Source organism: Amycolatopsis aidingensis (genome assembly GCF_018885265.1).
GTDB classification, from domain to species: Bacteria; Actinomycetota; Actinomycetes; order Mycobacteriales; family Pseudonocardiaceae; genus Amycolatopsis; species Amycolatopsis aidingensis.
This window is the reverse complement of sequence record NZ_CP076538.1, coordinates 3,796,906-3,819,799: the sequence shown is the minus strand read 5'-3', so window position 1 is coordinate 3,819,799 and position 22,894 is coordinate 3,796,906. Positions and strand designations below refer to the sequence as shown.

Genomic DNA, 22,894 nt, shown 5'->3' with positions numbered 1-22,894 from the left:
TGTCCGTATCTGAATGAGGGCGGCGACGCGCTGCCGGCCATGTCGTGTCCTGGAGGTGTTAGTCAGTGAATTTCGCAGCTGGCTGGTTGCGCAGGCAGCTAACCGGAGTAGTTGCGCTCGCCTTGATGGCGACCGTGTTCGTCGTCGCGCAACCATCGACGCACTCCGCTGCTGAAACCGCGAATCTCGCCGAAGAGTACGCTTTCTCGCCCAAGTCCGTTGCCATGCCGAGCGGTTTCCCGCAGCAGGAGATCCGCGAGGTGAACCAGGACTACAAGCATATCGACGCCTGGATCTCCTCGGTCGGTGCGGCGATCGCCATGAACGACGTGGACGGCGACGGCCTGCCCAACGACCTGTGCATCAGCGACCCGCGTATCGACAAGGTGGTGGTCACCCCCGCGCCGGACGCGAACGCCGGCCGGTACGCCCCGTTTGCACTGGACCCGGGCTCGCTGCCGATGAACGACGACATCGCGCCGATGGGCTGCCTGCCCGGCGACTTCAACGAGGACGGCCGGACCGACCTGCTGGTCTACTACTGGGGCCGGACTCCGATCATCTTCCTCGCCAAGACCGACGCCACCGCACTGGGCAACGCCGCCTTCCGGCCAACGGAACTGGTACCCGGCACAACCGGTCCGGTGTACGACGGTCCGCAGTGGAACTCCAACGCGGTCGCCTACGACGACTTCGACGGTGACGGGCACGGCGACATCCTCATCACCAACTACTTCCCGCACAGCCCGGTGCTGAACGAGGAGGTCGCGGGCGGTGTCGAGATGAACCACTCGCTGTCGGCCGCGCACAACGGCGGGGAGGACTACTTCTTCCGCTGGACCGAAGGGACGGCGGGCAGCGACCCGACGGTGAGCTACCAGAAGCTCGATGACGTGCTCTCGGTGGACGTGTCCAAGGGCTGGGAGCTCGCGGCGGCGGCCAACGATCTGGACGGCGACGGCCTTCCCGAACTGTACCTTGCCAACGACTTCGGTCCCGATCACCTGCTCTACAACAAGTCCACCCCGGGCAACATCGAGTTCTCGGTGGTCAGCGATGTCCGTTCGGCGACCATCCCGAAGTCCAAGCAGGTCGGGATCGACTCGTTCAAGGGTATGGGAGTCGACTTCGGCGACCTGGACGGTGACGGCCTGTACGACATGTACGTCAGCAACATCACCACCTCCTGGGGTATTCAGGAGAGCAACTTCCAGTTCATGAACACGGCCGAGGACAAGGCCGAGGTGCGCACCCAGCTGGCCGAGGGTACTCCACCGTTCAAGGATGCCAGCGCACCGGCGGGCACGGCATGGTCCGGCTGGGGCTGGGACGTGAAGATCGACGACTTCAACAACGACGGCAAGCCGGAGATCGCCCAGGCAACCGGGTTCGTCAAGGGCCAGGTGAACCGCTGGCCGCAGCTGCAGGAGCTGGCGACCGCCAACGACCAGCTGCTTGCCAACCCGTTCTGGTGGCCCAGGGTCAACCACGGCGACGATATCGCAGGCAACCAGCGCCTGGCGTTCTACGCCCCGGATGGTGAAGGAAGCTATGCCAACCTCTCCGGTGACCTCGGGCTCGACGTGCCGGTGCCGACCCGGGGCATCGCCACGGCCGACTCCGATGGGGACGGCAGGCTCGACTTCGCGGTGGCCCGGCAGTGGGCCCAGCCGGTCTTCTACCAGAACGAGGCCGGTTCCCCCGGTTCCTTCCTGGGCCTGCGTCTCCTGCACGACACCCCGAACGCGGACGGCGCCATGCCCGCGGCCGGCTCGCCCGTCGTCGGCGCCCAGGTGACCGTGACCACGCCGGACGGGCGCAAGCTCGTCGACCGCGTCGACGGTGGCGGCGGCCACGCGGGCAAGCGGAGCAACGAGGTGCACATCGGCCTCGGTGACGTACGTGGCCCGGTCGAGGCGCACCTGCAGTGGCGTGACCGCACCGGGCAGCTGCACGAGCAGGACCTCAAGTTGAGGCCCGGCTGGCACACGATCCAGCTCGGGTCGCAGGCCAAGGAGAAATGAACCACATGACGGACAAGACAACGAGCACCGCGGCCCCGCCCCGGCATGATCCGAAGGTCATCGTCGCGTTACGCAACTTCGCGATATCGATCACGGTGTTCAACATCCTCGGCTACGCGCTGCTCGGTTTCGAGCAGCCGTGGATCTGGCCCTTCATCGCATTGGCCACCGGCTACACGGTCGAGATCGGCCTCGAGATGCTCGGGGCGCGCGTGGAGAACCGGGCACCGCGGTTCCTTGGCAACGGCATGCGCGGCATGGTCGAGTTCCTCTATCCCGCGCATATCACCAGCCTCGCGGTGAACATGCTGATCTACGTCAACGACCGGGCCTGGGTGTTGATCTTCGGTGTGGTGGTCGCTGTCGCCACCAAGTGGGTACTGCGCGCCCCGGTGCGCGGGAAGATGCGGCACTTCATGAACCCCTCGAACTGGGGTATCACCGTGCTGCTGCTGCTTTTCCCGTGGATGAGCATCGCCCCGCCGTATCACTTCAGCGAGAACGTCGACGGGTGGATCGACTGGCTGATCCCGGCGATCATCGTGGCCGCGGGAACCATGCTGAACGGCAAGCTCACCGGCAGGCTGTGGCTGATCGGTGCGTGGCTGGTGACCTTCGCCCTGCAGGCGATCATCCGAGGCATCATCTTCGACGTCTCGATCCCCGGTGGCCTGGCGACGATGACCGGTATCGCCTTCGTGCTGTTCACCAACTACATGGTGACGGACCCCGGAACGAGCCCTTCGAAACCAGGTTCACAAATCGCGTTCGGTGCCGGTGTCGCGCTGATCTACGGCTTCCTGATGATGGCGCATGTCGCGTACGGCCTGTTCCTCGCCACCGCGATCGTGTGTCTCATTCGCGGCCTGTTCCTGTGGAGTCTGCACTTCGCGAACAAGGCCAGGGACGAGCGGGAGGCAGCGCAGCGAGCCGAAGAGGCGGCAGCGTCCTCATCGAACGGTGACGGCGGGACCCCGGTCGCGCTCGAGCCCGCTCAGCAGGCCACGGCACGTGACGGAAACAAGATAGTGCGGACACCTTAGCCAGGCGCTTCGGATGCGGCCCGCACACCGGCACCCGTCATCCGATCCGCCCGCTGCAGCTGCCCGGCCAGGCCGCTTCCACCGGAGGCGGCCTGGCCCAGCCACCTCGGGTCACGTGCGGCGGCGCTTGCGTTGCTCCGCGTTCGCACCGGGCCCGGGGACGACCCCAACCTCGGCCACGGCCGGTGCCTGCCCGCATTCCTCGCAACCGGCCGTCACGTGCACCCTGCCGCCGCAGGTGTCGTGCTCGAAGTAGACCGGCGGCCCCTTCGGCGCCGCCCACCGGTCGCCCCACTCGGTGAGCGCCATGATCACCAGCCCGAGCTCACGACCCTTGTGGGTGAGCACGTAGTCGTGCGCGCCCGCGGTGTCCTCGGCAGGCCGCAGCTCCATCAGCCCGTCGGACACGAAGCCGTCCAGGCGCTTGGCGAGGATATTCGGCGCGATGCCGAGCCGGCGCTCGAACTCGGAGAAGCGCTTCATGCCGGAGAAGACGGCATTGCGGATGATCAACAAGCTCCAGCGTTCGCCGACCAGCTCGAGGGCGCGCGCCGCCGAGCAGTTCTCACGTTCGTACATCCGACCCAACACACCCCAATACTAGCAAGACAGGGCTTGCGTAATGCAAGTCGAACTGCTAGCGGGCCGTGGTGGCGGTCACGTGCCGGGTGGTCCGGCGCCGCCACCGGGCGCGGGAATCGCCGGAACTCCGCACGGCAATGATTCGAGAAACAGAATCGAACCGGGCTCCTACTGATCGCGCGTTCCGAATAAAGGCACCGAGGGCACGGAAAAAGTTGTCCGCGTAACAGCCGGATCGAGACGATCAGGTCGGGCGGCACCTCCGTCGCCATGGTGAACCCGACCCCAGGGAGCGATCTTGAAGCAGATCACCGGTCGCCTGGTCCGGTTGCCCGGTCTGGTGCTGCGTTGTGGCTGGGTCGGCACCATCGTCCTCGCCTACGGCCTGCTGATCGCCGGCTCGGCGATCGGCGCCCGGGTGCGCCGCTCGAACGGTGGGCGCGGCCTGCGCCACGGCGACCTGTGGGTCAGGATGCTGACCCGGCTCGGCCCCTCCTACATCAAGATCGGCCAGTTGCTGAGCACCCGGCGTGACCTGCTCCCCGAGGAGCTCACCGCCCCGCTGGCCCGGCTCACCGACGCCGCCCGGCCGCCGGCAAGGCGACGGATCGAGCGTGCCGTCCGGCACGCCTACCGGGACCGGCCATGGCCGTTCCGCGAGTTCGACTGGCAGCCGCTGGCCTGCGGCAGCATCGCCACGGTGCACGAGGCTGTGACACTGGACGGGCACCGGGTGGCGGTCAAGGTGCGGCGCCCCGGCATCGAGCGGGTGATGCGGCAGGACTTCACGCTGACCGCGGCGGCCATGACCGCGCTCGGCGTCCTGCCGCGGCTGCGCAGGATGCCGTTCAAGCTCATGCACGCCCAGGTCGGCGGCGCAATCCTGCGACAGCTGGACTTCGCGGCCGAGGCCGAGTCGCTGGCCATCCTGCGCACGAACCTCGCGGGGTTCGGCAACGTGCGCATTCCGGCCCCGGTGCGGCGGCTGTGCACGGCCGAGACCGTGGTCATGGAGTACATCAGCGACCTCGAGCGCTTCGAGCCGGGCGAGCTGGACCCCGGCACCCGGCGCGCGGTCGTGCGCGCCGTACTGGCAGCGATCTACGAGATGCTGTTCGTGGACGGCCTGGTCCATTGCGACCTGCACCCCGGAAACCTGTACTTCGACCGCGGTGCCGACCTGGTGCTGCTGGACGCCGGTTTCGTCATCCGGCTGCCCGACGAGGTACGCCGCTCCTTCGCGGACTTCTTCATCAACATGGCGATGGGTGACGGCCGGATGTGTGCGCAGATCGTGATCGACAGCGCCGCACAGGTCGCCGAGGACTCCGACCTCCAGGGCTTCCGCGACGGGCTGAGCGAACTCGTCGCGGAGTCCTCGGGGCGAAGTCCGGCGAGTTCGACCTGGCGCACTTCGCCGGAAAACTGTTCGACCTGCAGCGTAGATTCGGTCTCTTCCCCGCGCCGGAGTTCGCTTTTCCGTTGCTCTCCCTGTTGGTTATCGAGGGCATGATCAAAGGTTTCGACGCCGATGTCGATTTCCAGGCCGAGGCCGTCCCGGTCCTGCGCCGTCGCAATATCCCCCGTGATGCCGCATCCGCTGTTGAAAGGTGAGTAGAACATGAATGACGTCAGCACCCACGTGCGGGTTCCGCTGATCGAGGAGGGTCAGGCCAGCGGGCGCCTGGCCGAGTTGTACGAAGAGGTCAAGAGCGCGACGAACCTGCCGTTCGTCCCGGACATGTTCCGCCTGGTGTCCACCCGGCCGGACTTGCTCGAGGCGGTCGTGGCCGGGTACAAGGGGATGTATCTGGACGGGGTGCTACCGCGGCAGACCCGGGAGCTGATCTCCGCCTGGACCTCGAAGGTGAACCAGTGCCCCTACTGCGTCGGCACGCACAACTTCTTCTTCCAGGCCTTCGGCGGCCCCGAGCACATCGCCAAGGCCGTGGAGTCCGCGCAGACCGTGGACGACCTGCCGGTGGACGAGCGCACCAAGGTGCTGCTACGGCTGCTGACGAAGCTGAGCCGGGAAGCCTACAAGATCAGCGACGAGGACTGGGAACAGGCACAGGAGGCGGGCTGGAGCGCCGAGGAGTTGCTCGAGGGGTTCTTCACCGCCTCGATGTTCAACTTCATCACCCGCATGGTGGACGGCCTCGGCCTTGGCGCCTCGGTGGCGGCGAGCCGGATCTCCCAGCTCGAGGTCCCTTCCGGAGGTGAGTCGTGAGCCCCTCGCGCGCGGTCCTGATCACCGGGGTCAGCTCGCAGAGCGGGCTGTCCTCCGGCACCGGCCGCGCCACCGCGCTGCGCCTGCACCGGGCAGGCTGGCCCGTCTACGCCACCGGGCGGAACCTGGATGGCCTGAAGGACCTTGCCGAGGAGGGCATCACCACCCTGCGCGTGGACGTCACCGACGAGGAGTCGATGGCCGCCGCAGTGCAGCGGATCACCGAGGAGCACGGGGCGGTCGGCGCACTGGTCAACAACGCCGCCTACAGCCTCAACGGCACCATCGGTGAGACCCCGATCGAGCAGGTGCGTAAGCAGTTCGAGACCAACCTCTTCGGCCTGTCCCGGATGACCCAGCTGGTGCTGCCCGGAATGCGCGAGCAGCGGTCCGGCCGGATCGTGATGATGTCCTCCATCTTCGGCCTGTTCGCCACCCCTGGCCGGGGCTACTACCAGGCCACCAAGCATGCGCTGGAGGCCATCGGCGACTCGCTGCGGCAGGAGGTCGCGCCCTGGGGGATCAAGGTGGCGATCGTCGAGCCGTCGCCGATTCTCGGCTCGTTCGTGCCGACCACGGTGGGCGACCTGGATCTGGACACCGACAGCGACCTGTACGCCGAGTTCTGGGAGCGCTTCGTGGTGTGGCACGGCGCATACCGCGAGGTCGAGCGGCCCAAGGGCAGGGGCAGGACGGCCACCCGCGCGACCAAGGTCGCCGAGACCGTGGAGAAGGCCCTCACCGCCCGCAGGCCACGGATCCGGTACCGGCTCGGCCTCCCGACCAGGCTGCTGCGACCGCAGCGGGCTGTCTTCGGCGACCGGGCGTGGGAGGTGTTCCTCACCCGGTTCTTCCCGCAGCCCTGAGAGCCTGTTCCGGCACCGGACGCGGAGTGGCTCCGGACCCTTCCCGGTCCGGAGCCACTCCGCTACGCGCTCGGCACCAGCGCTCAGTCCTCGCGCAGCCAGTCCGCGGTCCGCTCCCCGATCATGATCGAGGTCAGGTTGGTGTTCGCACGCACCGTGCTCGGCATGATCGACGAGTCACAGACGTAGAGGGACTCGATGCCATGCACCGCACCGCGCTCGTCCACCACGGTGTCCGGATCGGAGGACGGGCCCATCCGCACCGTACCAACCGGATGATAGGCACTGTCCAAACTGGTCTTGACGTACTGCCGCACCATGTCGTCGTTGTCGATGGTCGCCTCGCGCAACACCACGAAGCCCTGCCCCAGCTTCAGGATGTCCGGATGGTGCGCCAGACGCCATGCGGTGCGGACCCCGTCCACCAGCACGTCCATCTCGCGCTCGTCGTCCAGGAAGTTCAGCTCGATCGTGGGCTGGGCAGCCGGGTCGGCGGAGGGCAGGGTGATCCGGCCCCGGGAGCCTGGTCGCTGCGCCACCACCATCACCCCGAGGATCTCGGTGGCGCCAGCGAGCATCTGCAGCTCGGGGAAGGGCGTGAGATCGAAATGGTTGACCATGTAGTACTGCAGGTCGTTGAAGTCCCCGGTGACCGGCGAGGTGGTCCGCAGGATCTCCTGCAGGAAGGCCTCGGTCGGGTCCGTGGCCCCGGGCTGCGGCACCAGGAAGGCACCGGTGCGCTGGTGGTCCACCAGGTTCGCGCCCACCCCCGGCAGGTCCGCGCGGACCTCGACACCCAGCCGCCGCAGGTCCTCGGCCGGACCGATGCCGGAACGCAGCAGGATGGCGGGCGAGGCCACCGCGCCGGTGGCCAGGATGATCCGGCGGCCGTCGACACGTTCGTAGCCACCGCCCGCCGTGGCCGCCAGCACACCGACCGCCTTCGTCCCTTCGAACACCACGCGATCGACCATGGTGTGTGCCCTGATCTCCAGGTTCGCCCGGTCCCGGACCATCCGGAGATAGGTCGTGCCGGTGGTGGCCCGGTGCACCGCGTCCGGCCGGGTGGACGGGATCGACCCGATGCCGGTGGACTCCGGATGGTTGTGGTCGGCTGTCTCCGGGAAACCCGCCTGCAGGCAGGCCTCCACGAACGCCGTCTGCCCCGGCGCAAGTTCGTCCGGCCGCCAGCGCCGGATCGGCATCGGACCGTCACCCCCGTGGAACTCGTCCTCGCCGAAGTCGAGGTCGTGCTCCAGCTTCCGGAAGTACGGCAGGACCCGCTCGTAGGACCAGGACGGGTTGCCGGCCGCGGCCCAGTCGTCGTAGTCGGCGGGGACACCACGCAACCCCACCGTTGCCCCGACCGCCGACGAACCGCCCGTGGTCTTGCCCCGGGGGTACCGGATCTTGCGGCCGTCGTGCACGTCGGCGCGGAAGGTCCAGTCGTGGTCCACGAACGACATCGTGCGGCCGTAGAAGATGTCCTCCGGCGTCTCCTCGGGCCGCACGTAGTCCGGGCCGCCTTCCAAGAGCAGCACGCGCCGGGCGGGATCCTCGGTCAGCCGGGCCGCGAGCGCCATCCCGGCCGATCCCGCGCCGAGGATGATGTCGTCGTACTGAGCCGTCATAGCAATCCTCGCAGGTTGTGAGCGCTTCGGGCGCAGGGTTCTGCGACCGCACGCTGAGCGTCGCACCGGCCGAGGTGACCTTGCTTCTCGCGCGTTGCCCGCGTGCCCGCACCCGTACCGGCAGCGCACTGGCGGACAACGGCGGGCGGCCGTAGCTGTCCGATCATGCCCTTGCGCTGCGCCGGAGCCGGGAACAGGGCCCGGTACGCAACATCGGAGTAGGCGCCAGCCACGGCACGGGCCGACGCTGTGAACAGAGTCGCTGCGGCCGAATGCAGCGGGCGAAGGGAGCCAACAAATGCCCAGCACCTGGCGGGCGCGTGGACACCGTGCCCGGACTCCCGGCCGGGTCCTGCCCGGGCCACCGCGACGCGCGACGCTGAACCTGCTGGCGAGCATGGCAAGGGACCGGCTCTCGGTGATGACCTCGGTGACGCGCCGGTACGGCGACGCGGTCCGGCTGCGCCTGGGCCCCAAGTCGCTGCACTTCTTCAACCATCCCGACCACGCCAAGTACGTGCTCGCCGACAACCCGGGCAACTACGTCAAGGGCATCGGCCTTACGCACGCCAAGCGCGCGCTCGGCGACGGCCTGCTGACCAGTGAGGGCGAGCTGTGGAAAGCCCAGCGCAAGACCATCCAGCCTGCCTTCCAGGCCAAGCGGATCGCAGGGAAGACCGAGGCGATCGCGCAGGAGGCCGAGGGCCTGGTGACCAGGCTGCGCAAGCACGCCGGTGGCGGGCCGGTGGACATTCGCGAGGAGATGACCGGGCTGACCCTGGGCGTCCTCGGCCGGTCCCTGCTGGACGCCGACCTGAGCGTGTACGAGTCCATTGGGGACTCCTTCGAGGCGGTCCAGGACCAGGCGATGTTCGAGATGATGTCGCTGAGCGCGGTACCCACCTGGGTCCCGTTGCCCAAGCAGCGACGCTTCCGCCGCGCCCGCGCCGAACTGGACCGCATTGTCGCCCGGCTGGCCGAGGAGCGCGCGGCGAACCCGACCTCCGACGGGGGCGACGTGCTGTCCCGGCTGGTCGAGGCCACCGGGCGGGAATCCGAAGCCCGGGTGCGGGCCCAGCGGATGCGGGACGAGCTGGTGACCCTGCTGCTCGCCGGACATGACACCACGGCCAGCACGCTGAGCTGGACCTTCTACCTCCTGGACCGGCATCCGGAGGTGTGGGAACGGGTGCATGCCGAGGCGGTGGAGGTACTGGGCGACGGCCCGCCCAGCTACGAGGACCTGCACCGGCTGTCCTACACCACCATGGTGCTGCAGGAGGTGATGCGCCTCTACCCGGCCGTGTGGCTGTTGCCGCGTAAGGCCCGTACGGCCGACGAGATCGGCGGATACCCCGTGCCGGCCGGGGCGGAGGTGCTGCTCTGCCCGTACACCCTGCACCGGCACCCGGCGTTCTGGGCGGACCCGGACCGGTTCGATCCGGACCGGTTCGACTCCAGCCGCGCGGCCACCCGCCCGCGCTACGCTTACATCCCGTTCGGCGCGGGCCCCCGGGTCTGTGTCGGCAGCAGCCTCGGACTGCTGGAGGCCACCATCGTCACCGCCTACGTCGCGCGCGAGCTGCGGCTCGCCACCGCACCGGGCTACCAGGTACGCCCCGAACCGATGCTGACCCTGCGGGTGCGTGGTGGCCTGCCGATGACGGTCCAGCCAGCCGGATGACTACCGGGTTCCCGGCGAAGGGATGAGGTCGATGCAAGCAGTGGTACGGGCCGGTCTGCGGGACCTTTCCACCGCGCAGGTGCGGCAGGTACGCGCGGTACGGTTCCGCGCGGCCGGGAGCGAGGTGGCCAGGGTCTACCGCGAGATCGAGCGGGACTTCGGCGTGCTGGCGCCGCCGATCGTGCTGCACGCGCCCGCACCGGACGTCATGGCGGCCTGCTGGCTGATGCTGCGCGAGACCCTGCTGGTCCCGGGGGCGGCGCCGCGGGCGCACAAGGAGGCGGTCTCCACCGCGGTCTCCGCGGGCAACAGCTGCCCGTTCTGCGTCACGATGCACTCCTCGATGCTGGCCGACCTGGTGGGCTACCGGGAGGGCGCGATCCCGGACCCCGCGGCCCGCGCGGCGGCCGAGTGGGCCACCGCGAACGCGGTCAGCGACGGCGGCGCAGGCCATCCGGTGCCGTTCCCCGCCGAGCAGGCTCCCGAGATGGTCGGCACCGCGGTGATCCTGCAGTACCTCAACCGGATGGTGAACATCTTCCTCGGCGAGGCGCCGTTACCACCCTTCGCGCCCGCGGCCACCCTCGGTGTGGTGCGCCGTGTGCTGGTCTGGCTGATCAAGTCGGCCGAGCGCGGCGGGCCACGGGCCGGTGCCTCGCTGGACCTGCTGCCGGCCGCGCCGCCGCACCCCGAGCTCGGGTGGTCGGCAGGCAACCCGGCGATCGCCGAGGCCTACGCGCGGGGCACCGCGGTCATCGAGGCGGCGGGTCGCCGCTCGATACCGGCCGAGGTGCGCGAGCTGGTGTCGGAGCACCTGGCACGGTGGGACGGTAGGCCCATCGGACCGAGCAGGGCCTGGGTCGAGGACGCGGTCGCCGCCCTGCCAGGGGACCGGCGCCCGGCAGGCAGGCTGGCACTGCTGACGGCGCTCGCCTCCTACCAGATCGACCAGCCGGTGCTCGACGACTTCCGCGCGCAGCTGCCTGCCGACCGCGCGCTGATCGACCTGACGTCCTGGGCGAGCCTCGCCGCGGCGCTGCGCGCCGGGAGCTGGATGGCGGTTCCTTCCTCCGGTCCCCCGGCCGTCCCGGATCGGTCCTTCCCGCCGGAGTCCTCCGCGCGGTGAGCGCCGCGCGGCCGGACCGGGGTTACTGGGAGGCTGCCGACGGCGTCGCCAGCTCGACCTCGGGCAGGGTGCGACTGTCCAGTTCGGGCAGCGCGAGCAGGATGGGCAGGTCCAGCGGGCGGATCGGCCTGGTCTCGATGTTCAGCTCCACGGTCCGGTTCGCCGGGACAGCGACCGGCTCGGCGGCGCCGACGAACAGGGGCCTGCGTTCCCACGGGCGGGGATCGAGATCGCGGACCGCCACCACGGCGACGCGGATGTAGTACGGCGACTCCGGTACCGCGTCGAGCTGGTACGGCCCCGAGCCGTCGCGGATATCGCAGGCGATCGGGATCCCTTGCGCGATGGGGTCCTTGAAGGCGCCCACGTAAACCCGTACGGGGACCTCACCGGCAGGCACCTCGACCCACCCGCACACCGCCGCGGGCCGGTTCTCACGGGCGGCCGTGGCGGTCGCCGACAGGGCCAGTTGCCCTTCATGCGACAGCGCGCGGTAACGCGCGGGCGAGACGCCGACGCTGCGGGTGAAGCGCCGGGTGAACGTGCCAAGGCTGTGGTAACCGACCATATGGGAGATGTCGGTGACGCTCAGCGAGGTCTCCAGCAGCAGCTGCTTGGCCTTGGTGAGCCGAACCGCGGTGAGGAACCGTCCCGGCGAGGTTCCGGTCAGCGTCCGAAAGCCCCTGGAGAAGTAGAACTTGCTGTATATTGCGGTGTCCGCGATATCGGCCAGCGAAAGCGGCTCGTGATAACGAGCCCACATCGCGGCTATGGCTCTCTCTACCGCTTCCTGCACAACAGTTCCTCCATTCGGCTTACAATCCAATCACGACGATCCGGTATGGACCGAGGACCGCCGAACCAAAGGACGCCGACCGTGCGAACGCCAGTGGCTGGTGCTCGCAGGAAATAGTCCTGATCTATTGGTCAGCAGCGCCCGAGGGCGCGGAACTCATCCGCGATCCCCTGGCGCCACACCTCGTATGCGGGAAGGTCGCCTGCGACGGGTTCCCGGGGCTGGTTGCGGATGCTGACCTCGGACGCCTCCGCGACGCTCATTCCACAGAAGACCTGAGTGGCCAGTTCGTTGGCGGGCACCACGAGACCTGCCCGTACCCGTGCGGTGGCCGCGAACGCGCTGGCCTGGGCGACCATCGCGCGGTGTTCGCCCGCCCGCTCCCACAACACCCGCAACTCGTCCTCCTCCGCGCCGCCCGCGTAGGTCGCGGCGAGACCGGCTCCGCTGTACAGGTCGACATGCCGCGACCGAGGGAACTTCTCGATCATGTTCGCCACGAAGTCCGCGTCGGTACCGCCGACGAACCACATGGCACGGCCGATCCCCTGGTCGATGGCTCGCAGGATGTAGGACTGCGAGCCATCGGCAGGCCATGGGAACGCCGGCTCCTGGTAATGCCCGTGCACGTACTTGTCGGTATGGAAGTACGCCTGGTGGAAGCCGTAGCCGTCCAGCACCAGCCAGCGCAGCAGGTCATCCGGCACGCTTGCGGTCACCGCGGGCCAGCGGAACCGCGGCAGCCTGGCCAGCGCCCAGCCGACCCCCACATAGGCCATGTAGATGTGCGCATCGGCCCGCCCGGCGAGAAACTCCGCCACGCTCCGCCTGCTGCCGAGGGGCAGCCCGTCGCGGACCGCGAAGCCCATCGCCGCGCCCTCGTAGGCGAAGCCACGGAATCGAACCGGAAGTTCCTCGAGTCTGGCCTCCACGTCGAGCGGCTTACGCGACTCGGCCGCGTATCCGTACCCCGTCAGAAACATTTCGCCGACCGTCTCGAGCAAAGTGGTCGCCTCCGGGGTCTTCTCGTGGAAGCCCCGAACGGACACCTTTGTTTCCGACATGGAAGGTGTCAGAACACGGCGCCGCAGCGCCCGATACATACTGGCCACCGTATTCTCCGTAGCTGTCCGGGATGGCGTTCGTCGGTTTCTGTTGTCAGAATGCTCGACTCTTGCCAGGGGGTCAACTTCACGTGTGCGGTGGGCGGGGCGCGCGATCCGGCGTGCTGCATACGCGTTCGTGGCCGGGACCGGACGGTCCCGGCCACGAACGGAAAAGTACCGGTGTTCTACGGTGCCGGCAGATACGTCAGTCAGCAGCCACTTGTGCTGTCGCCCAGCTGGCTGGCTGGCCTCGGCCGGTCGTGATCAGGTCACGCAGGCTGCTACCGACGAAGAAATTCCACCCATCGGAGCAGACCTCGAAGCATTCGTACTCGGGAACCAGGCCCTTGTGTGTGAAGTGAACTTCGGTCTTGCCACCCGTGCTGGAGATGTCGAAGTGGACCGTGGTGTCGATCCACTCGGTCTTGTCCTCGGTGAAATCGAAGTAGTTGTCCAGCACCAGCCAGGAGACCTTCCGGCCGGGTATCGCCTCTGTCACGCGGATTTTGCAGCGGTGCGCGTCTCCATGACGATACGTGAACTCGTCCCCGGGCTTCTCGGTGCGACCTCGGAGCCCATCCGACCACCAACCACGAACGTTGGTGATGGAATCGAAGACTTCCCGCGGGGCCTGATCCACCAAGAAGGTGATCGTCAGGCTCTGATCGGCCATAGTTGTCTCGACCTTCGAGATATACGCAACAGTATCCTGCGAGGTAACTTGCATGACGCTAGTAACATCGCGATCGTCACGTTAGTGCATAACCTTGTCGCACGCAAGTCGCCCTCGGCTGATCGGAATCATGCCGGGCCGTGGCAGAGAAGGCACAGCGGAGGGGAGCACGTTTGAAGAGGATTCGAGTCTCCGACGTAGATACGGTGTTCCTGCCCAAGGATGTCCCAGCCGAAAGAAGATCACAGATGCCGTTGGATGAGCGCGCTCGACAACCACGGCATCGCGGGTGTAGCGGAGGTTCGATGAACCCGAACCTGGCTGGGGCAGGTGTCGCCGAGCCGGACCCCCGCGCGCTGCGGGCGAGCCGTGGCCCGAAGAAGTGGCGCCAGCCTCCCCCGGAGGTGTTACCCGCCTGGCTGGCGGAAATGGACTTTCCTGCCGCCCCGGTGGTGGTCGATGGCCTGCGCGACTACTTGGCCGACGGCCTGCTCGGGTACCCGTACTGGCCACATGGCAGCCCGGTGCGTGAGCTGTTCGCCACCCGGATGGCGCAGCGGCACAGCTGGCGGCCACCGCCGGGGCAGGTGCGGGAGTTCGCCACGGTGACCCAGGGCGTGCACCTGGCGCTGTGGCTGGCCACCAGGCCCGGCGACGCGGTGGCCGTGCACGCCCCGCTGTACGGCCCGTTTCGCGCGGGACTGGCCCGGATGGACCGCGAACTGGTGCCCATCCCCATGATCGACGGCCCCGGCGGCTGGTACTGGGACCCCGAGCGGCTGGAACGAGACCTCACCCGAACGGGCTGCCGCGCGCTGCTGCTGGTCAACCCGCACAACCCCACCGGAAGGGTGTTCACGGCCGGGGAGCTCACCGCGCTGGCCGCGCTGGCCGAGCGCCACGACCTGCTGGTGATCTCCGACGAGATCCACGCCGATCTGACCTACCCCGGACACCGGCATATCCCCATCGCCTCCCTCGACCCGGCCATCGCGGCACGTACGGTCACCCTCACCTCGGCGAGCAAGGCCTTCAACCTGGCCGGGATGCGCTGCGCGACCGGACATATCGGCCCCGCCCGGTTACGCGCGGCCATCGACGCCCAGCCGGTGGAGCTGCACGGCGCCGCGAACCTGCTCGGAGTCCAGGCCTCGGTGCTCGCCTGGCAGGAGGGTGACGCCTGGTTGGCGGACCTGCTCCGGCGGCTCACGGCCAACCGGGACCGGCTGGGCGCGGCGCTGGCCGAGCGGCTGCCGGGTATCACCTGGCACCCGCCGGAGGCCTCCTACCTGGCCTGGCTGGACTGCCGGGCGCTCGGGCTCGGCACCGAGCCCGCGGCCCATATCCGCCAGTACGGCGGCGTCCAGCTCAGCCCCGGCACCGACTTCGACCCCGGTGGCGACGGCTTCGTCCGGCTCAACTTCGCCACCTCCGACGCCCTGCTGGAGGAGCTCATCGACCGGCTGGCGCGTGGCGCGCGCCCGGCAGCGCCCGCCGAGGTGACCCCGTGCTGATCACGGTCGGGCAACTGCTCTACGGCCCGGCCGGTGCGCGCAGCACGGACGCCGCCGTGCTGGTCCACGACGGCAAGATCGTCCAGGTCGGGCCGCGTGACCAGGTCACAGCCGCCGCACCGGCCACGGTCCCCGCACTGGACTTCCCGGGGGCCACCCTGCTGCCGGGGCTGATCGACGGGCATGTGCACCTGAGCTTCGACGCCGGTGCCGACCCGGTCGGCAACCTGCTCGCCACCGACGAGGCGGAGCTGCTGACCGGAATGGCGACGCGCGCCGGCCAGCTGCTGGCCAGCGGCGTCACCACCGTCCGCGACCTCGGCGACCGCGCGGGCGCGGCGGTCCGGCTGCGCACCGAGATCGACGCGGGACGGCTGCCGGGACCCCGCATACTCGCCGCGGTGGCGCCACTCACCCCACCCGGCGGGCACTGCTGGTTCCTCGGCGGCGAAGTCGGCGACGACGCGGCGATCCGCGAACGGATCCGGCGCAACATCGCCGCGGGCGCGGACGTGCTCAAGGTGATGGTCAGCGGCGGGCACATCACCGAGGGCGGGGCGGCGATGTGGGAATCCCAGTTCACCACCGCCCAGCTCACCCTGATGGTCGATGAGGCCGCGCGGTACGGCGTGCCGGTGGCCGCACACGCGCACAGCGCCGACTCGATTGCCGCCGCCGTCGCCGCCGGGGTGGACACCGTGGAGCACTGCCTGTGGCTGGACGGCCCGGAAGGGGTGGACCGCAGGACCACGGTGGCCAGGCAGATGGCCGACCGCGGCATCGCGGTATGCGGAACCCTGTGCGGGCACGACTGGCGCGCGAAGCTGGCCGAACAGGGCAGCGCCGCCACCCGCGCCTTCTACGACCGGTTGTGCTGGCTGGACGAACTCGGCGTACCGCTGATCGCGGGCACCGACGCCGGCATCCCGATGGCCGCGTTCGACGACTACGTCGGGATGCTGGAGCTCTACCGCTGGCTCGGTTTCAGCCCCGAGCGCGTCCTCGAACTGGCCACCGTCGACTCCGCGCACGGCCTCGGCCTTTCCGCGACCACCGGGCGGATCGCCCCGGGACTCGACGCGGACCTGCTGGTCGTCGCGGGCGACCCGGCTACCGATCTGTCGGCGCTACGGGCCGTGCGGCTCGTACTGGCGAAAGGAAGACCACACCACCGCACCGGGCACGAACGGCCACCGCGGCAGCCGGCGCGCACCGCGAGATGACACCACTCTGGGGGATATGTGAAAAACCGGAAGGAACTCGGCCTGCTCACGGTGACCCACGGGGTCAACGACATGTACCAGGGGGCCATCCCCGCGATGCTGCCCTTCCTGCAGGCCGAACGCGGCTACAGCTACGCGCTGATCACCGGGGTCACCCTGGCCGCGACCGGCCTGTCCAGCCTGGTGCAGCCGCTGGTGGGCATGCTCGCCGACCGCCGCCCGATGGGCTGGCTGGTCACCGGCGGGATGGTCACCGCGGGCGCCGGGGTCGGCCTCGCCGGTCTCGGGGACGCCTACCTGTGGACCTGGTTCGCCGTGGCCCTCACCGGCCTCGGCCTGGCCGCATACCATCCGGCCGGTGCCATGGTCGCCCGCACCATCGGCCATGGCGACACCCGCACCATGAGCGTCTTCACCGTCGGCGGCAATGTCGGCGTGGCCGTCGCCCCGCTGTTCGTGGCCTTCGTACTGGGCACCACCGGCCTTTCCGGCACCTGGCTGCTCGCTCTGCCCGCACTGATACTCGGCGCTGCACTGCTGGGCACGCGGCACCGCTGGAACCTCGCCGGCGCCGTCCCCGGCCCCAGCCGCGGTGGCGGCGGCACCCGGGACGAGCCGGCCGAACAGCCCCCGGCCCGGCGCAACGACTGGCGTGCCTTCGGGACCCTGTCGGTGATCTCGGTGTTCTGGTCGATCCCCTTCGTGGTGATGGGCGCGCTGGCCGGGGCGTACGTGATCAGCAGGTTCGGGGTGTCCACCACCGTCGGCTCAGCCACCCTGACGGCCTTCACCGCGGGCGGGGTACTCGGCACCCTCGCGGGCGGCTGGGCCGCGCAACGCTGGGGCAGGCTGCCCGCGCTGCGGTACGGCTACGCGATCGCCGCGCTCGGGGTACTCGGCGTGGTGCTGCTTCCGACCATGCCGCTCGTGCTGGCCTGCACCTTCGTCTACGGAACGGTGCTGTTCGTGCCCTTCGCCGCCCAGGTCACCCTGGCACAGGACTACCTGCCGAACCGGGTCGGCACCGCCAGCGGCCTGACCCTGGGCGTGACGCTGTCCGCGGGCGGCCTGCTCTCCCCGCTGTTCGGCCTGCTCGCCGACGACTGGGGAGTACGGCCGGTCCTCGGCCTCCTGGTCGGCGTGCTCATCGTGCCTGCCGTCCTCTCCTGGCTGATTCCAGACCCGCAGCGCCCCGCCGGGGACACCGGCAGTCCGGCGCTCACCGGCACCGGCAGGCAGTAGGCGACAGTTAGGGACGGGCATGACGACCACCGCACGCGGACTCACCGGCATCAGCGAACTGGCAGGCAAGGACCTCGGGCACACCGAGTGGACACCGGTCGGCCCCGACCGGGCGGCCTCCTTCGCCCACGCCACCGACGCCGGGACACACGACCCCACGGACGAGGGACCGCTCGGCGGCCCGGTCGCCGACGGCTTCCACACGCTCGGCCTGGTCGGGACCCTGTTCGACCGGCTGCTGCGGCTGGCGGACATCCGGATGAACCTCATCTACGGGGTGAACCGGGTGCGGTTCCCCGCCCCCGTACCGCTCGGTGCCTCGGTGCGGCTGCACGCCACGATCGCCGAGGTGACCGAGCTCGAGGGCGGCGGGCTGAGCATGCTCGTCGACGCCACCCTCGAGCTGGCAGGAGAAACCAAACCCGCCTGCGTCGCACAGGTCGTCTACCGGGTCTACGACTGACCCGGCCGGCGGCGCAATCCCTTCTCAGTAACAGAGGAGAGCAGCACATCATGCCTGTTTACGCGCTCGGCGAGCTCGAACCCGCGATCCACCCGGACGCCTACGTCCATCCCGACGCGACGGTGATCGGCGACGTCCGGCTCGGCGCACACGTCTCGGTGTGGCCGCAGGTGGTGCTACGCGGAGACGACGGGCACATCGAGATCGGCGCCCGCACCAACATCCAGGACGGCAGTGTGCTGCACGCCGCACCCGGAACCCCGGTGGTCATCGGCGCCGGCTCGGTGATCGGCCACTGCGTGCACATCGAAGGCGCCACCATCGGCCATGGCTGCCTGGTCGCCTCCGGGGCTGTGGTACTCAACTCGTCCGTTGTGGAAAGTTCGGCGATCGTGGCGGCTGGTGCGGTCATCACCTTCGACGGGCACGTCCCCAGTGGACAGATAGCGCTCGGAGTCCCTGCCAGGAACCGGGAGAACACGATGTTTCCCGTGCAGACCATCGCCGAGATCGCCGAGGACTACGTCCGGACCGCGCAACGGTTCGCCGCCGAACTACGGCGGATCGGATGAGACTCGGCCGCACCGGGCAGGAGGCATTGATGCGCAACGAACCGATCGAAGAACTCGTCATCGGCAATCTACTCGAACGCAGGGCACGAAGTCACCGCACCGACACCTTCCTGCAGTTCCGCGAAGGCGAACTCAGCTACGGCGAGGTAGACCACCTGACCAACCGGGTCGCCACGGGACTGGCCGCGCTGGGGGTGCGCCGGGGCGACCATGTGGCCGTCATGCTACCCAACTGCCCGGAACTGCTCTACACCGTCTTCGCCCTGAGCAAGCTCGGCGCGGTGGCCGTCCCGCTCAACACCGAACTGTGCGGCAACCTGCTGCATCGCGCGCTCGCCGACGCGCACGCGGCCTACCTGGTCATCGACGCCCCGCTGGCCGAGGAACTGTCCACGCTGACCCCACGGCTGCCCCGGCTCGGCGGGCTCGTGGTACGGACTCCGGACAGCTCCCAGGTGCCACTGACCCTGGGGAAACCGGCGGTGTCCTGGGACAGCCTGCTCTCCGCCGGATCCGAACCCCCGCGCGCGGACGTGGCCTTCTGCGACCTGCAGGCGATCATGTACACCTCCGGCACCACCGGCCCGTCGAAGGGGGTACTCGTTTCGCACGCGCTGGCGCTGACCTGCGCACTGGACTCCTTGGACTACCTCGACCGGTGGGGCAAGACGGCCTACTGCCCGCTGCCGCTTTTCCACGCCGCCGGGCTGTGGGACGGGGTGCTCTCCGCCATGCTCTCCGGCGCCACCATCGCCATCGCGGACCGGTTCCACGTGTCGCGGTTCTGGGATGACGTGCGGTACTTCGACGCCAAGGTCGGGCTGGGCGTGTTCTCGATGATCCCGATGTTGCTCAACCAGGAACCGACCGAATGGGACACCCTGCACCCGCTCGAGGTCTTCTACATGGGCAAATCCGCGCTGGACGCCCGGCTGCACGAACGTTTCGGAGTGCGCTCGGTGGAGTGCTACACCAGCACCGAGGTCGGCATCGCCACCGGCAGCCCCTACCCGCGGTGGCGGCACGGATCCTGCGGGCAGGCCAACGACGAGCGGTTCCAGCTCGACGTCGTCGACGAACTGGACCGCCCGGTCGGCCCAGGGGAACCGGGCGAACTGGTGGTCCGTACCCGCCAGCCGTATGTCATCACCGGCGGCTACTACAACGACCCCGAAGCCACCGTGCACAGCTTCCGCAACATGTGGTTCCACACCGGCGACCGGGTCTGGCGCGACGCCGACGGCTATTTCTACTTCCTGGACCGGATGAAGGACGCCATCCGCAGGCGCGGGGAGAACATCTCGGCCTTCGACCTGGAATGCGAGGTCAACCTGCATCCCGCGGTACTGGAATGCGCTGCCTACGGCGTCCCGTCCGAACTGGAGGACGAGGACGTCAAGCTCGCGGTGGTACCGCGCAAGGGAGCCAGCCTGGACACCGCCGAGGTGCTCGACTTCTGCCGCAAGCGGCTGCCCCGCTACATGGTGCCGCGCTACGTCGAGTTCCTGGACGAGCTCCCCCGCACCGCCACGGACAAGATCGCCAAACACCGGCTACGCGCCGAGACCCCCGGCCCGGACGGCCACCCCGCGGGGCTGCACCGGGTCCCGACCCGAGGCGGGCACCGATGAACTGGGCGGAAACCACCGAGCAACTGGCCTTCCGGGAGGAGGTGCGCGGCTTCGTCCGGCGGCACTTCCCCACCGACTACCCACCCGACCCCCTGGCCGAACACAGCCTGGAACCCGAGGACGTGTGGGGCTATGACTGGCCTGCCGACCGCACCAGCGCGGACCCGGTACGCCGGGCAGCCGCCCGCCGGTGGGCCACCGCACTCGCCGAACGGGGCTGGATCGCCCCGCACTGGCCGGTGGAGTACGGCGGCGCCGGGCTGTCCGCGATGTCCGAGCTCATCCTGCGGGAGGAACTGATGCGCGCCGGGGTTCCCACCGTGAACGGCATCGGCGCGCTGCTGCTCGGGCCGACCCTGATCGAGCACGGCACCGAACAGCAGCGCGCGGCGCACCTTCCCGGCATCGCCCGCGGAGAAACGACGTGGGCACAGGGATTCTCCGAGCCGGGAGCGGGTTCCGACCTCGCAGGGCTGAGCACGACCGCGGTCCGGGACGCCACCGGATCGGCCTTCCTGGTGAACGGCCAGAAGGTCTGGACCTCGTCGGCGCAGCACGCCGACTGGCTGTTCGTGCTGGTCCGCACCGACCGCGCGGCCCCACGGCACAAAGGGCTGAGCTTCCTGCTGGTGGACGCCCGCAGCCAGGGCATCACCATCCGGCCGATCAGGGACATGCGCGGCGCCGAACCCTTCGCCGAGATCTACTTCGACGACGTGCGGGTTCCCGCCACGAACCTGGTGGGCGCGGAGAACCGTGGCTGGTATGTGGCGATGTCCGCACTGGCATTCGAACGGGCTGGCATCGGCGCGACCGTCAAGTTCGAACGGGCCGTGCACGACCTGATCGGCTACCTCCGCTCCCCACGGGGCGCAGGCTTCCGCCGCGCCGACACCGCGGTGCCGCGGCACGAGCTCGCCCAGCGCTACATCGAGCTGCGAGTGCAACACAACCTGGCCCGGCTGGCCGCCTGCCGCGAGGACGCGGGCGGCGTGCCGGAGTACGAGGCCTCGATCAGCCAGCTACGCGGTGCCGAACTGCACCAGCGACTGGCCCGCACCGCCACCTCCCTGTTCGGGCCGTACGCGCAGCTGTGGCAACGCGAGGGCGCACCGATGGCGGCCGAGTTCACCCATATGCGGTTCGACGCGATCGCCGCGACCCTGCTCGGCGGCACCACGGAGATCCAGCGCAGGGTGATCGCCACCCGCGGCCTCGGCCTCCCCAAATCCTGACGGCTCGGACGAAGTGGACCACAACGATGGATCTGACGCTCACCCCGGAACAACGCCAGATCTCCTCGGCCGCCGCGGAACTGCTCGCCGCCCGGCGTGACGAGGCCGCGGCCGGCGCGGTACGCGAACGGCACGCCGGTCATTCGGAGCAGCTCTGGAAGGAACTCGTCGAACTCGACTGGCCCGCACTCGCCCTGCCCGCGGCCCACGGCGGACTCGGCTCGGGCCTGACCGAACTGTGCCTGCTGCTCGAGGAACTGGGCAGGCAGCAGATCCCCAGCCCGCTGCAGGCCACCGTCGCCTGCGCCGCACTGCCCATCGCCGAGCACGGCGACCAGCCGCAACGCGCCCGCTGGCTCGGTGCGGTCGCCGACGGCCTGATCCTCGGCTACGCCAGGGCCGCCCCGCACGGCCACTGGGACACCCCCGGTTCCACGATCACGGTGCGGCAGACGCCGACCGGCCTGCGGCTGGACGGCACCGCCGAGTTCGTGCCGTATGCCGGTTCGGCCTCGGCGTTGCTCGTGATCGCCCAGCACCCCGGCGCCGGCCCGCTCAGCGCGGTCCTGGTGGACACGGCCACGCCGGGCGTACGGACGGAACGACTCGAGGTGGTCGGCACGGCGCCGGAGTACCGGGTGACGTTCACCGACGTGCCCGTGCCCGGCGACCGCCGCATCGGCCGCAGCGACGGCGGGGCCGCGGTGGCGCGTACGGCCGAGGCCTTCGGGGCCACGGCGAGCTGCGCCGAGATGGTCGGCGGCGCGCAGGGCGCACTCGAGCTGACCGTACGGCACGCCACCACCCGGCGGCAGTGGGACCGGCCGATCGGCGCCTTCCAGGCCGTACAGCAGCACTGCGCGGAGATGGCGGCAGACGTGCTCGGGGCGCGGCTGATCGCCCACGAGGCCGCCTGGCGGCTGGCCGAAGCCGGCCAGGCCGCCACGGACGTCCCCGAGATCCCCATCGAGATCGCCGTGGCGAAGGCATACGTGAGCGAGGCATACCAGCGGGTCTGCGCACTCGCCCACCAGGTGCACGGCGCGATCGGCTTCACCGCCGAGCACGACCTGCACCAGTACACCCGGCATGCCATGGCGATGTCCGTGGCCTTCGGCGACTCCTACCACCACACCGCCGCCGTCGCCACCGCACTGGGTCTGTGACCACGGGCCCAGCGACCAGCAACGGAGCAACATGGAACACACGAGGACGCTTCCGGGCTGGCACGCTTGCCACCGCAGCCAGTTGCC

Annotated in this window: 21 protein-coding genes; 16 read left to right on the top strand and 5 right to left on the bottom strand. The window is 69.4% G+C overall.

The window, feature by feature from the left end:
• Positions 1-65 precede the first annotated feature (65 nt).
• Positions 66-2,024, top strand: a complete 1,959-nt coding sequence (locus tag KOI47_RS17420) for a CRTAC1 family protein (RefSeq protein WP_408629917.1) — start codon at positions 66-68, stop codon at positions 2,022-2,024.
• Positions 2,025-2,029: 5 nt separating this feature from the next.
• Complete coding sequence (locus KOI47_RS17415; protein WP_216216978.1) at positions 2,030-3,067, top strand: RnfABCDGE type electron transport complex subunit D; 1,038 nt, start codon at positions 2,030-2,032, stop codon at positions 3,065-3,067.
• A 111-nt stretch (positions 3,068-3,178) separates the two neighbouring features.
• Here the strand turns inward: KOI47_RS17415 and KOI47_RS17410 are convergent, their stop codons facing one another.
• Positions 3,179-3,646, bottom strand: coding sequence for a winged helix-turn-helix transcriptional regulator (locus tag KOI47_RS17410; protein ID WP_216216977.1), 468 nt, complete (start codon positions 3,644-3,646; stop codon positions 3,179-3,181).
• Positions 3,647-3,947: 301 nt separating this feature from the next.
• Between KOI47_RS17410 and KOI47_RS17405 the strand changes: the two genes are divergently transcribed.
• The 3 genes from KOI47_RS17405 (at position 3,948) to KOI47_RS17395 (ending at position 6,745) form a co-directional block, all read left to right on the top strand.
• Positions 3,948-5,162: an ABC1 kinase family protein gene (locus tag KOI47_RS17405; RefSeq protein ID WP_216216976.1), complete on the top strand. Its 1,215-nt coding sequence runs from the start codon at positions 3,948-3,950 to the stop codon at positions 5,160-5,162.
• Positions 5,163-5,270: 108 nt separating this feature from the next.
• On the top strand, positions 5,271-5,879 hold the full coding sequence (locus KOI47_RS17400; RefSeq protein WP_216216975.1) for a carboxymuconolactone decarboxylase family protein: 609 nt from the start codon (positions 5,271-5,273) through the stop codon (positions 5,877-5,879).
• Entirely contained in the window at positions 5,876-6,745 is an 870-nt protein-coding gene (locus KOI47_RS17395; protein WP_216216974.1) for an SDR family oxidoreductase, read from the top strand. The genes KOI47_RS17400 and KOI47_RS17395 overlap by 4 nt, the downstream gene beginning before the upstream one ends.
• Before the next feature lie 83 nt (positions 6,746-6,828).
• Here KOI47_RS17395 and KOI47_RS17390 read toward each other — a convergent pair whose 3' ends face one another.
• Complete coding sequence (locus tag KOI47_RS17390) at positions 6,829-8,376, bottom strand: GMC family oxidoreductase (RefSeq protein ID WP_216216973.1); 1,548 nt, start codon at positions 8,374-8,376, stop codon at positions 6,829-6,831.
• Between the two features lie 17 nt (positions 8,377-8,393).
• On the opposite strand from KOI47_RS17390, the gene KOI47_RS17385 reads away from it, so the two are divergent.
• From KOI47_RS17385 to KOI47_RS17375, 3 genes are all read left to right on the top strand, one after another.
• Complete coding sequence (locus KOI47_RS17385) at positions 8,394-8,531, top strand: hypothetical protein (RefSeq protein ID WP_216216972.1); 138 nt, start codon at positions 8,394-8,396, stop codon at positions 8,529-8,531.
• Between the two features lie 143 nt (positions 8,532-8,674).
• A complete protein-coding gene (locus tag KOI47_RS17380) occupies positions 8,675-10,060 on the top strand; it encodes a cytochrome P450 (RefSeq protein ID WP_216216971.1) in 1,386 nt (461 codons plus the stop codon).
• Positions 10,061-10,091: 31 nt separating this feature from the next.
• A complete protein-coding gene (locus KOI47_RS17375) occupies positions 10,092-11,186 on the top strand; it encodes a carboxymuconolactone decarboxylase family protein (protein WP_216216970.1) in 1,095 nt (364 codons plus the stop codon).
• 22 nt (positions 11,187-11,208) lie between these two features.
• On the opposite strand, the gene KOI47_RS17370 is transcribed toward KOI47_RS17375, so the two are convergent.
• The 3 genes from KOI47_RS17370 to KOI47_RS17360 form a co-directional block, all read right to left on the bottom strand.
• A complete protein-coding gene (locus KOI47_RS17370; protein ID WP_216216969.1) occupies positions 11,209-11,982 on the bottom strand; it encodes a helix-turn-helix transcriptional regulator in 774 nt (257 codons plus the stop codon).
• Positions 11,983-12,113: 131 nt separating this feature from the next.
• The gene (locus KOI47_RS17365; protein ID WP_216217360.1) at positions 12,114-13,085 is read right to left on the bottom strand and encodes a DUF1702 family protein; all 972 of its coding nucleotides are present in this window, start codon (positions 13,083-13,085) and stop codon (positions 12,114-12,116) included.
• Positions 13,086-13,293: 208 nt separating this feature from the next.
• Complete coding sequence (locus tag KOI47_RS17360; protein WP_216216968.1) at positions 13,294-13,761, bottom strand: SRPBCC family protein; 468 nt, start codon at positions 13,759-13,761, stop codon at positions 13,294-13,296.
• A gap of 305 nt (positions 13,762-14,066) precedes the next feature.
• On the opposite strand from KOI47_RS17360, the gene KOI47_RS17355 reads away from it, so the two are divergent.
• The 8 genes from KOI47_RS17355 to KOI47_RS17320 are packed head-to-tail and all read left to right on the top strand — an operon-like array spanning position 14,067 to position 22,807.
• Positions 14,067-15,275, top strand: coding sequence for a MalY/PatB family protein (locus KOI47_RS17355; protein WP_216216967.1), 1,209 nt, complete (start codon positions 14,067-14,069; stop codon positions 15,273-15,275).
• Positions 15,269-16,498 (top strand): amidohydrolase family protein, encoded by a 1,230-nt coding sequence (locus tag KOI47_RS17350; protein WP_216216966.1) that lies wholly within the window; start codon positions 15,269-15,271, stop codon positions 16,496-16,498. The genes KOI47_RS17355 and KOI47_RS17350 overlap by 7 nt, the downstream gene beginning before the upstream one ends.
• A gap of 18 nt (positions 16,499-16,516) precedes the next feature.
• Positions 16,517-17,740, top strand: a complete 1,224-nt coding sequence (locus KOI47_RS17345; RefSeq protein WP_216216965.1) for an MFS transporter — start codon at positions 16,517-16,519, stop codon at positions 17,738-17,740.
• Between the two features lie 19 nt (positions 17,741-17,759).
• Positions 17,760-18,203: a MaoC/PaaZ C-terminal domain-containing protein gene (locus tag KOI47_RS17340; RefSeq protein WP_216216964.1), complete on the top strand. Its 444-nt coding sequence runs from the start codon at positions 17,760-17,762 to the stop codon at positions 18,201-18,203.
• 50 nt (positions 18,204-18,253) lie between these two features.
• Complete coding sequence (locus KOI47_RS17335) at positions 18,254-18,775, top strand: gamma carbonic anhydrase family protein (protein WP_216216963.1); 522 nt, start codon at positions 18,254-18,256, stop codon at positions 18,773-18,775.
• Between the two features lie 29 nt (positions 18,776-18,804).
• Positions 18,805-20,406, top strand: coding sequence for an AMP-binding protein (locus KOI47_RS17330; protein WP_216216962.1), 1,602 nt, complete (start codon positions 18,805-18,807; stop codon positions 20,404-20,406).
• The gene (locus tag KOI47_RS17325; protein WP_216216961.1) at positions 20,403-21,641 is read left to right on the top strand and encodes an acyl-CoA dehydrogenase family protein; all 1,239 of its coding nucleotides are present in this window, start codon (positions 20,403-20,405) and stop codon (positions 21,639-21,641) included. The genes KOI47_RS17330 and KOI47_RS17325 overlap by 4 nt, the downstream gene beginning before the upstream one ends.
• 26 nt (positions 21,642-21,667) lie before the next feature.
• The gene (locus KOI47_RS17320) at positions 21,668-22,807 is read left to right on the top strand and encodes an acyl-CoA dehydrogenase family protein (protein ID WP_216216960.1); all 1,140 of its coding nucleotides are present in this window, start codon (positions 21,668-21,670) and stop codon (positions 22,805-22,807) included.
• Positions 22,808-22,894 lie beyond the last annotated feature (87 nt).

Coding starts and splice junctions, on each gene's coding strand:
- KOI47_RS17365 (WP_216217360.1), bottom strand. CDS start 13,085: ATGTATCGGGCGCTGCGGCGCCGTGTTCTGACACCTTCCATGTCGGAA.
- KOI47_RS17320 (WP_216216960.1), top strand. CDS start 21,668: ATGGATCTGACGCTCACCCCGGAACAACGCCAGATCTCCTCGGCCGCC.
- KOI47_RS17325 (WP_216216961.1), top strand. CDS start 20,403: ATGAACTGGGCGGAAACCACCGAGCAACTGGCCTTCCGGGAGGAGGTG.
- KOI47_RS17375 (WP_216216970.1), top strand. CDS start 10,092: ATGCAAGCAGTGGTACGGGCCGGTCTGCGGGACCTTTCCACCGCGCAG.
- KOI47_RS17335 (WP_216216963.1), top strand. CDS start 18,254: ATGCCTGTTTACGCGCTCGGCGAGCTCGAACCCGCGATCCACCCGGAC.
- KOI47_RS17330 (WP_216216962.1), top strand. CDS start 18,805: ATGCGCAACGAACCGATCGAAGAACTCGTCATCGGCAATCTACTCGAA.
- KOI47_RS17380 (WP_216216971.1), top strand. CDS start 8,675: ATGCCCAGCACCTGGCGGGCGCGTGGACACCGTGCCCGGACTCCCGGC.
- KOI47_RS17410 (WP_216216977.1), bottom strand. CDS start 3,646: ATGTACGAACGTGAGAACTGCTCGGCGGCGCGCGCCCTCGAGCTGGTC.
- KOI47_RS17390 (WP_216216973.1), bottom strand. CDS start 8,376: ATGACGGCTCAGTACGACGACATCATCCTCGGCGCGGGATCGGCCGGG.
- KOI47_RS17400 (WP_216216975.1), top strand. CDS start 5,271: ATGAATGACGTCAGCACCCACGTGCGGGTTCCGCTGATCGAGGAGGGT.
- KOI47_RS17360 (WP_216216968.1), bottom strand. CDS start 13,761: ATGGCCGATCAGAGCCTGACGATCACCTTCTTGGTGGATCAGGCCCCG.
- KOI47_RS17355 (WP_216216967.1), top strand. CDS start 14,067: ATGAACCCGAACCTGGCTGGGGCAGGTGTCGCCGAGCCGGACCCCCGC.
- KOI47_RS17415 (WP_216216978.1), top strand. CDS start 2,030: ATGACGGACAAGACAACGAGCACCGCGGCCCCGCCCCGGCATGATCCG.
- KOI47_RS17340 (WP_216216964.1), top strand. CDS start 17,760: ATGACGACCACCGCACGCGGACTCACCGGCATCAGCGAACTGGCAGGC.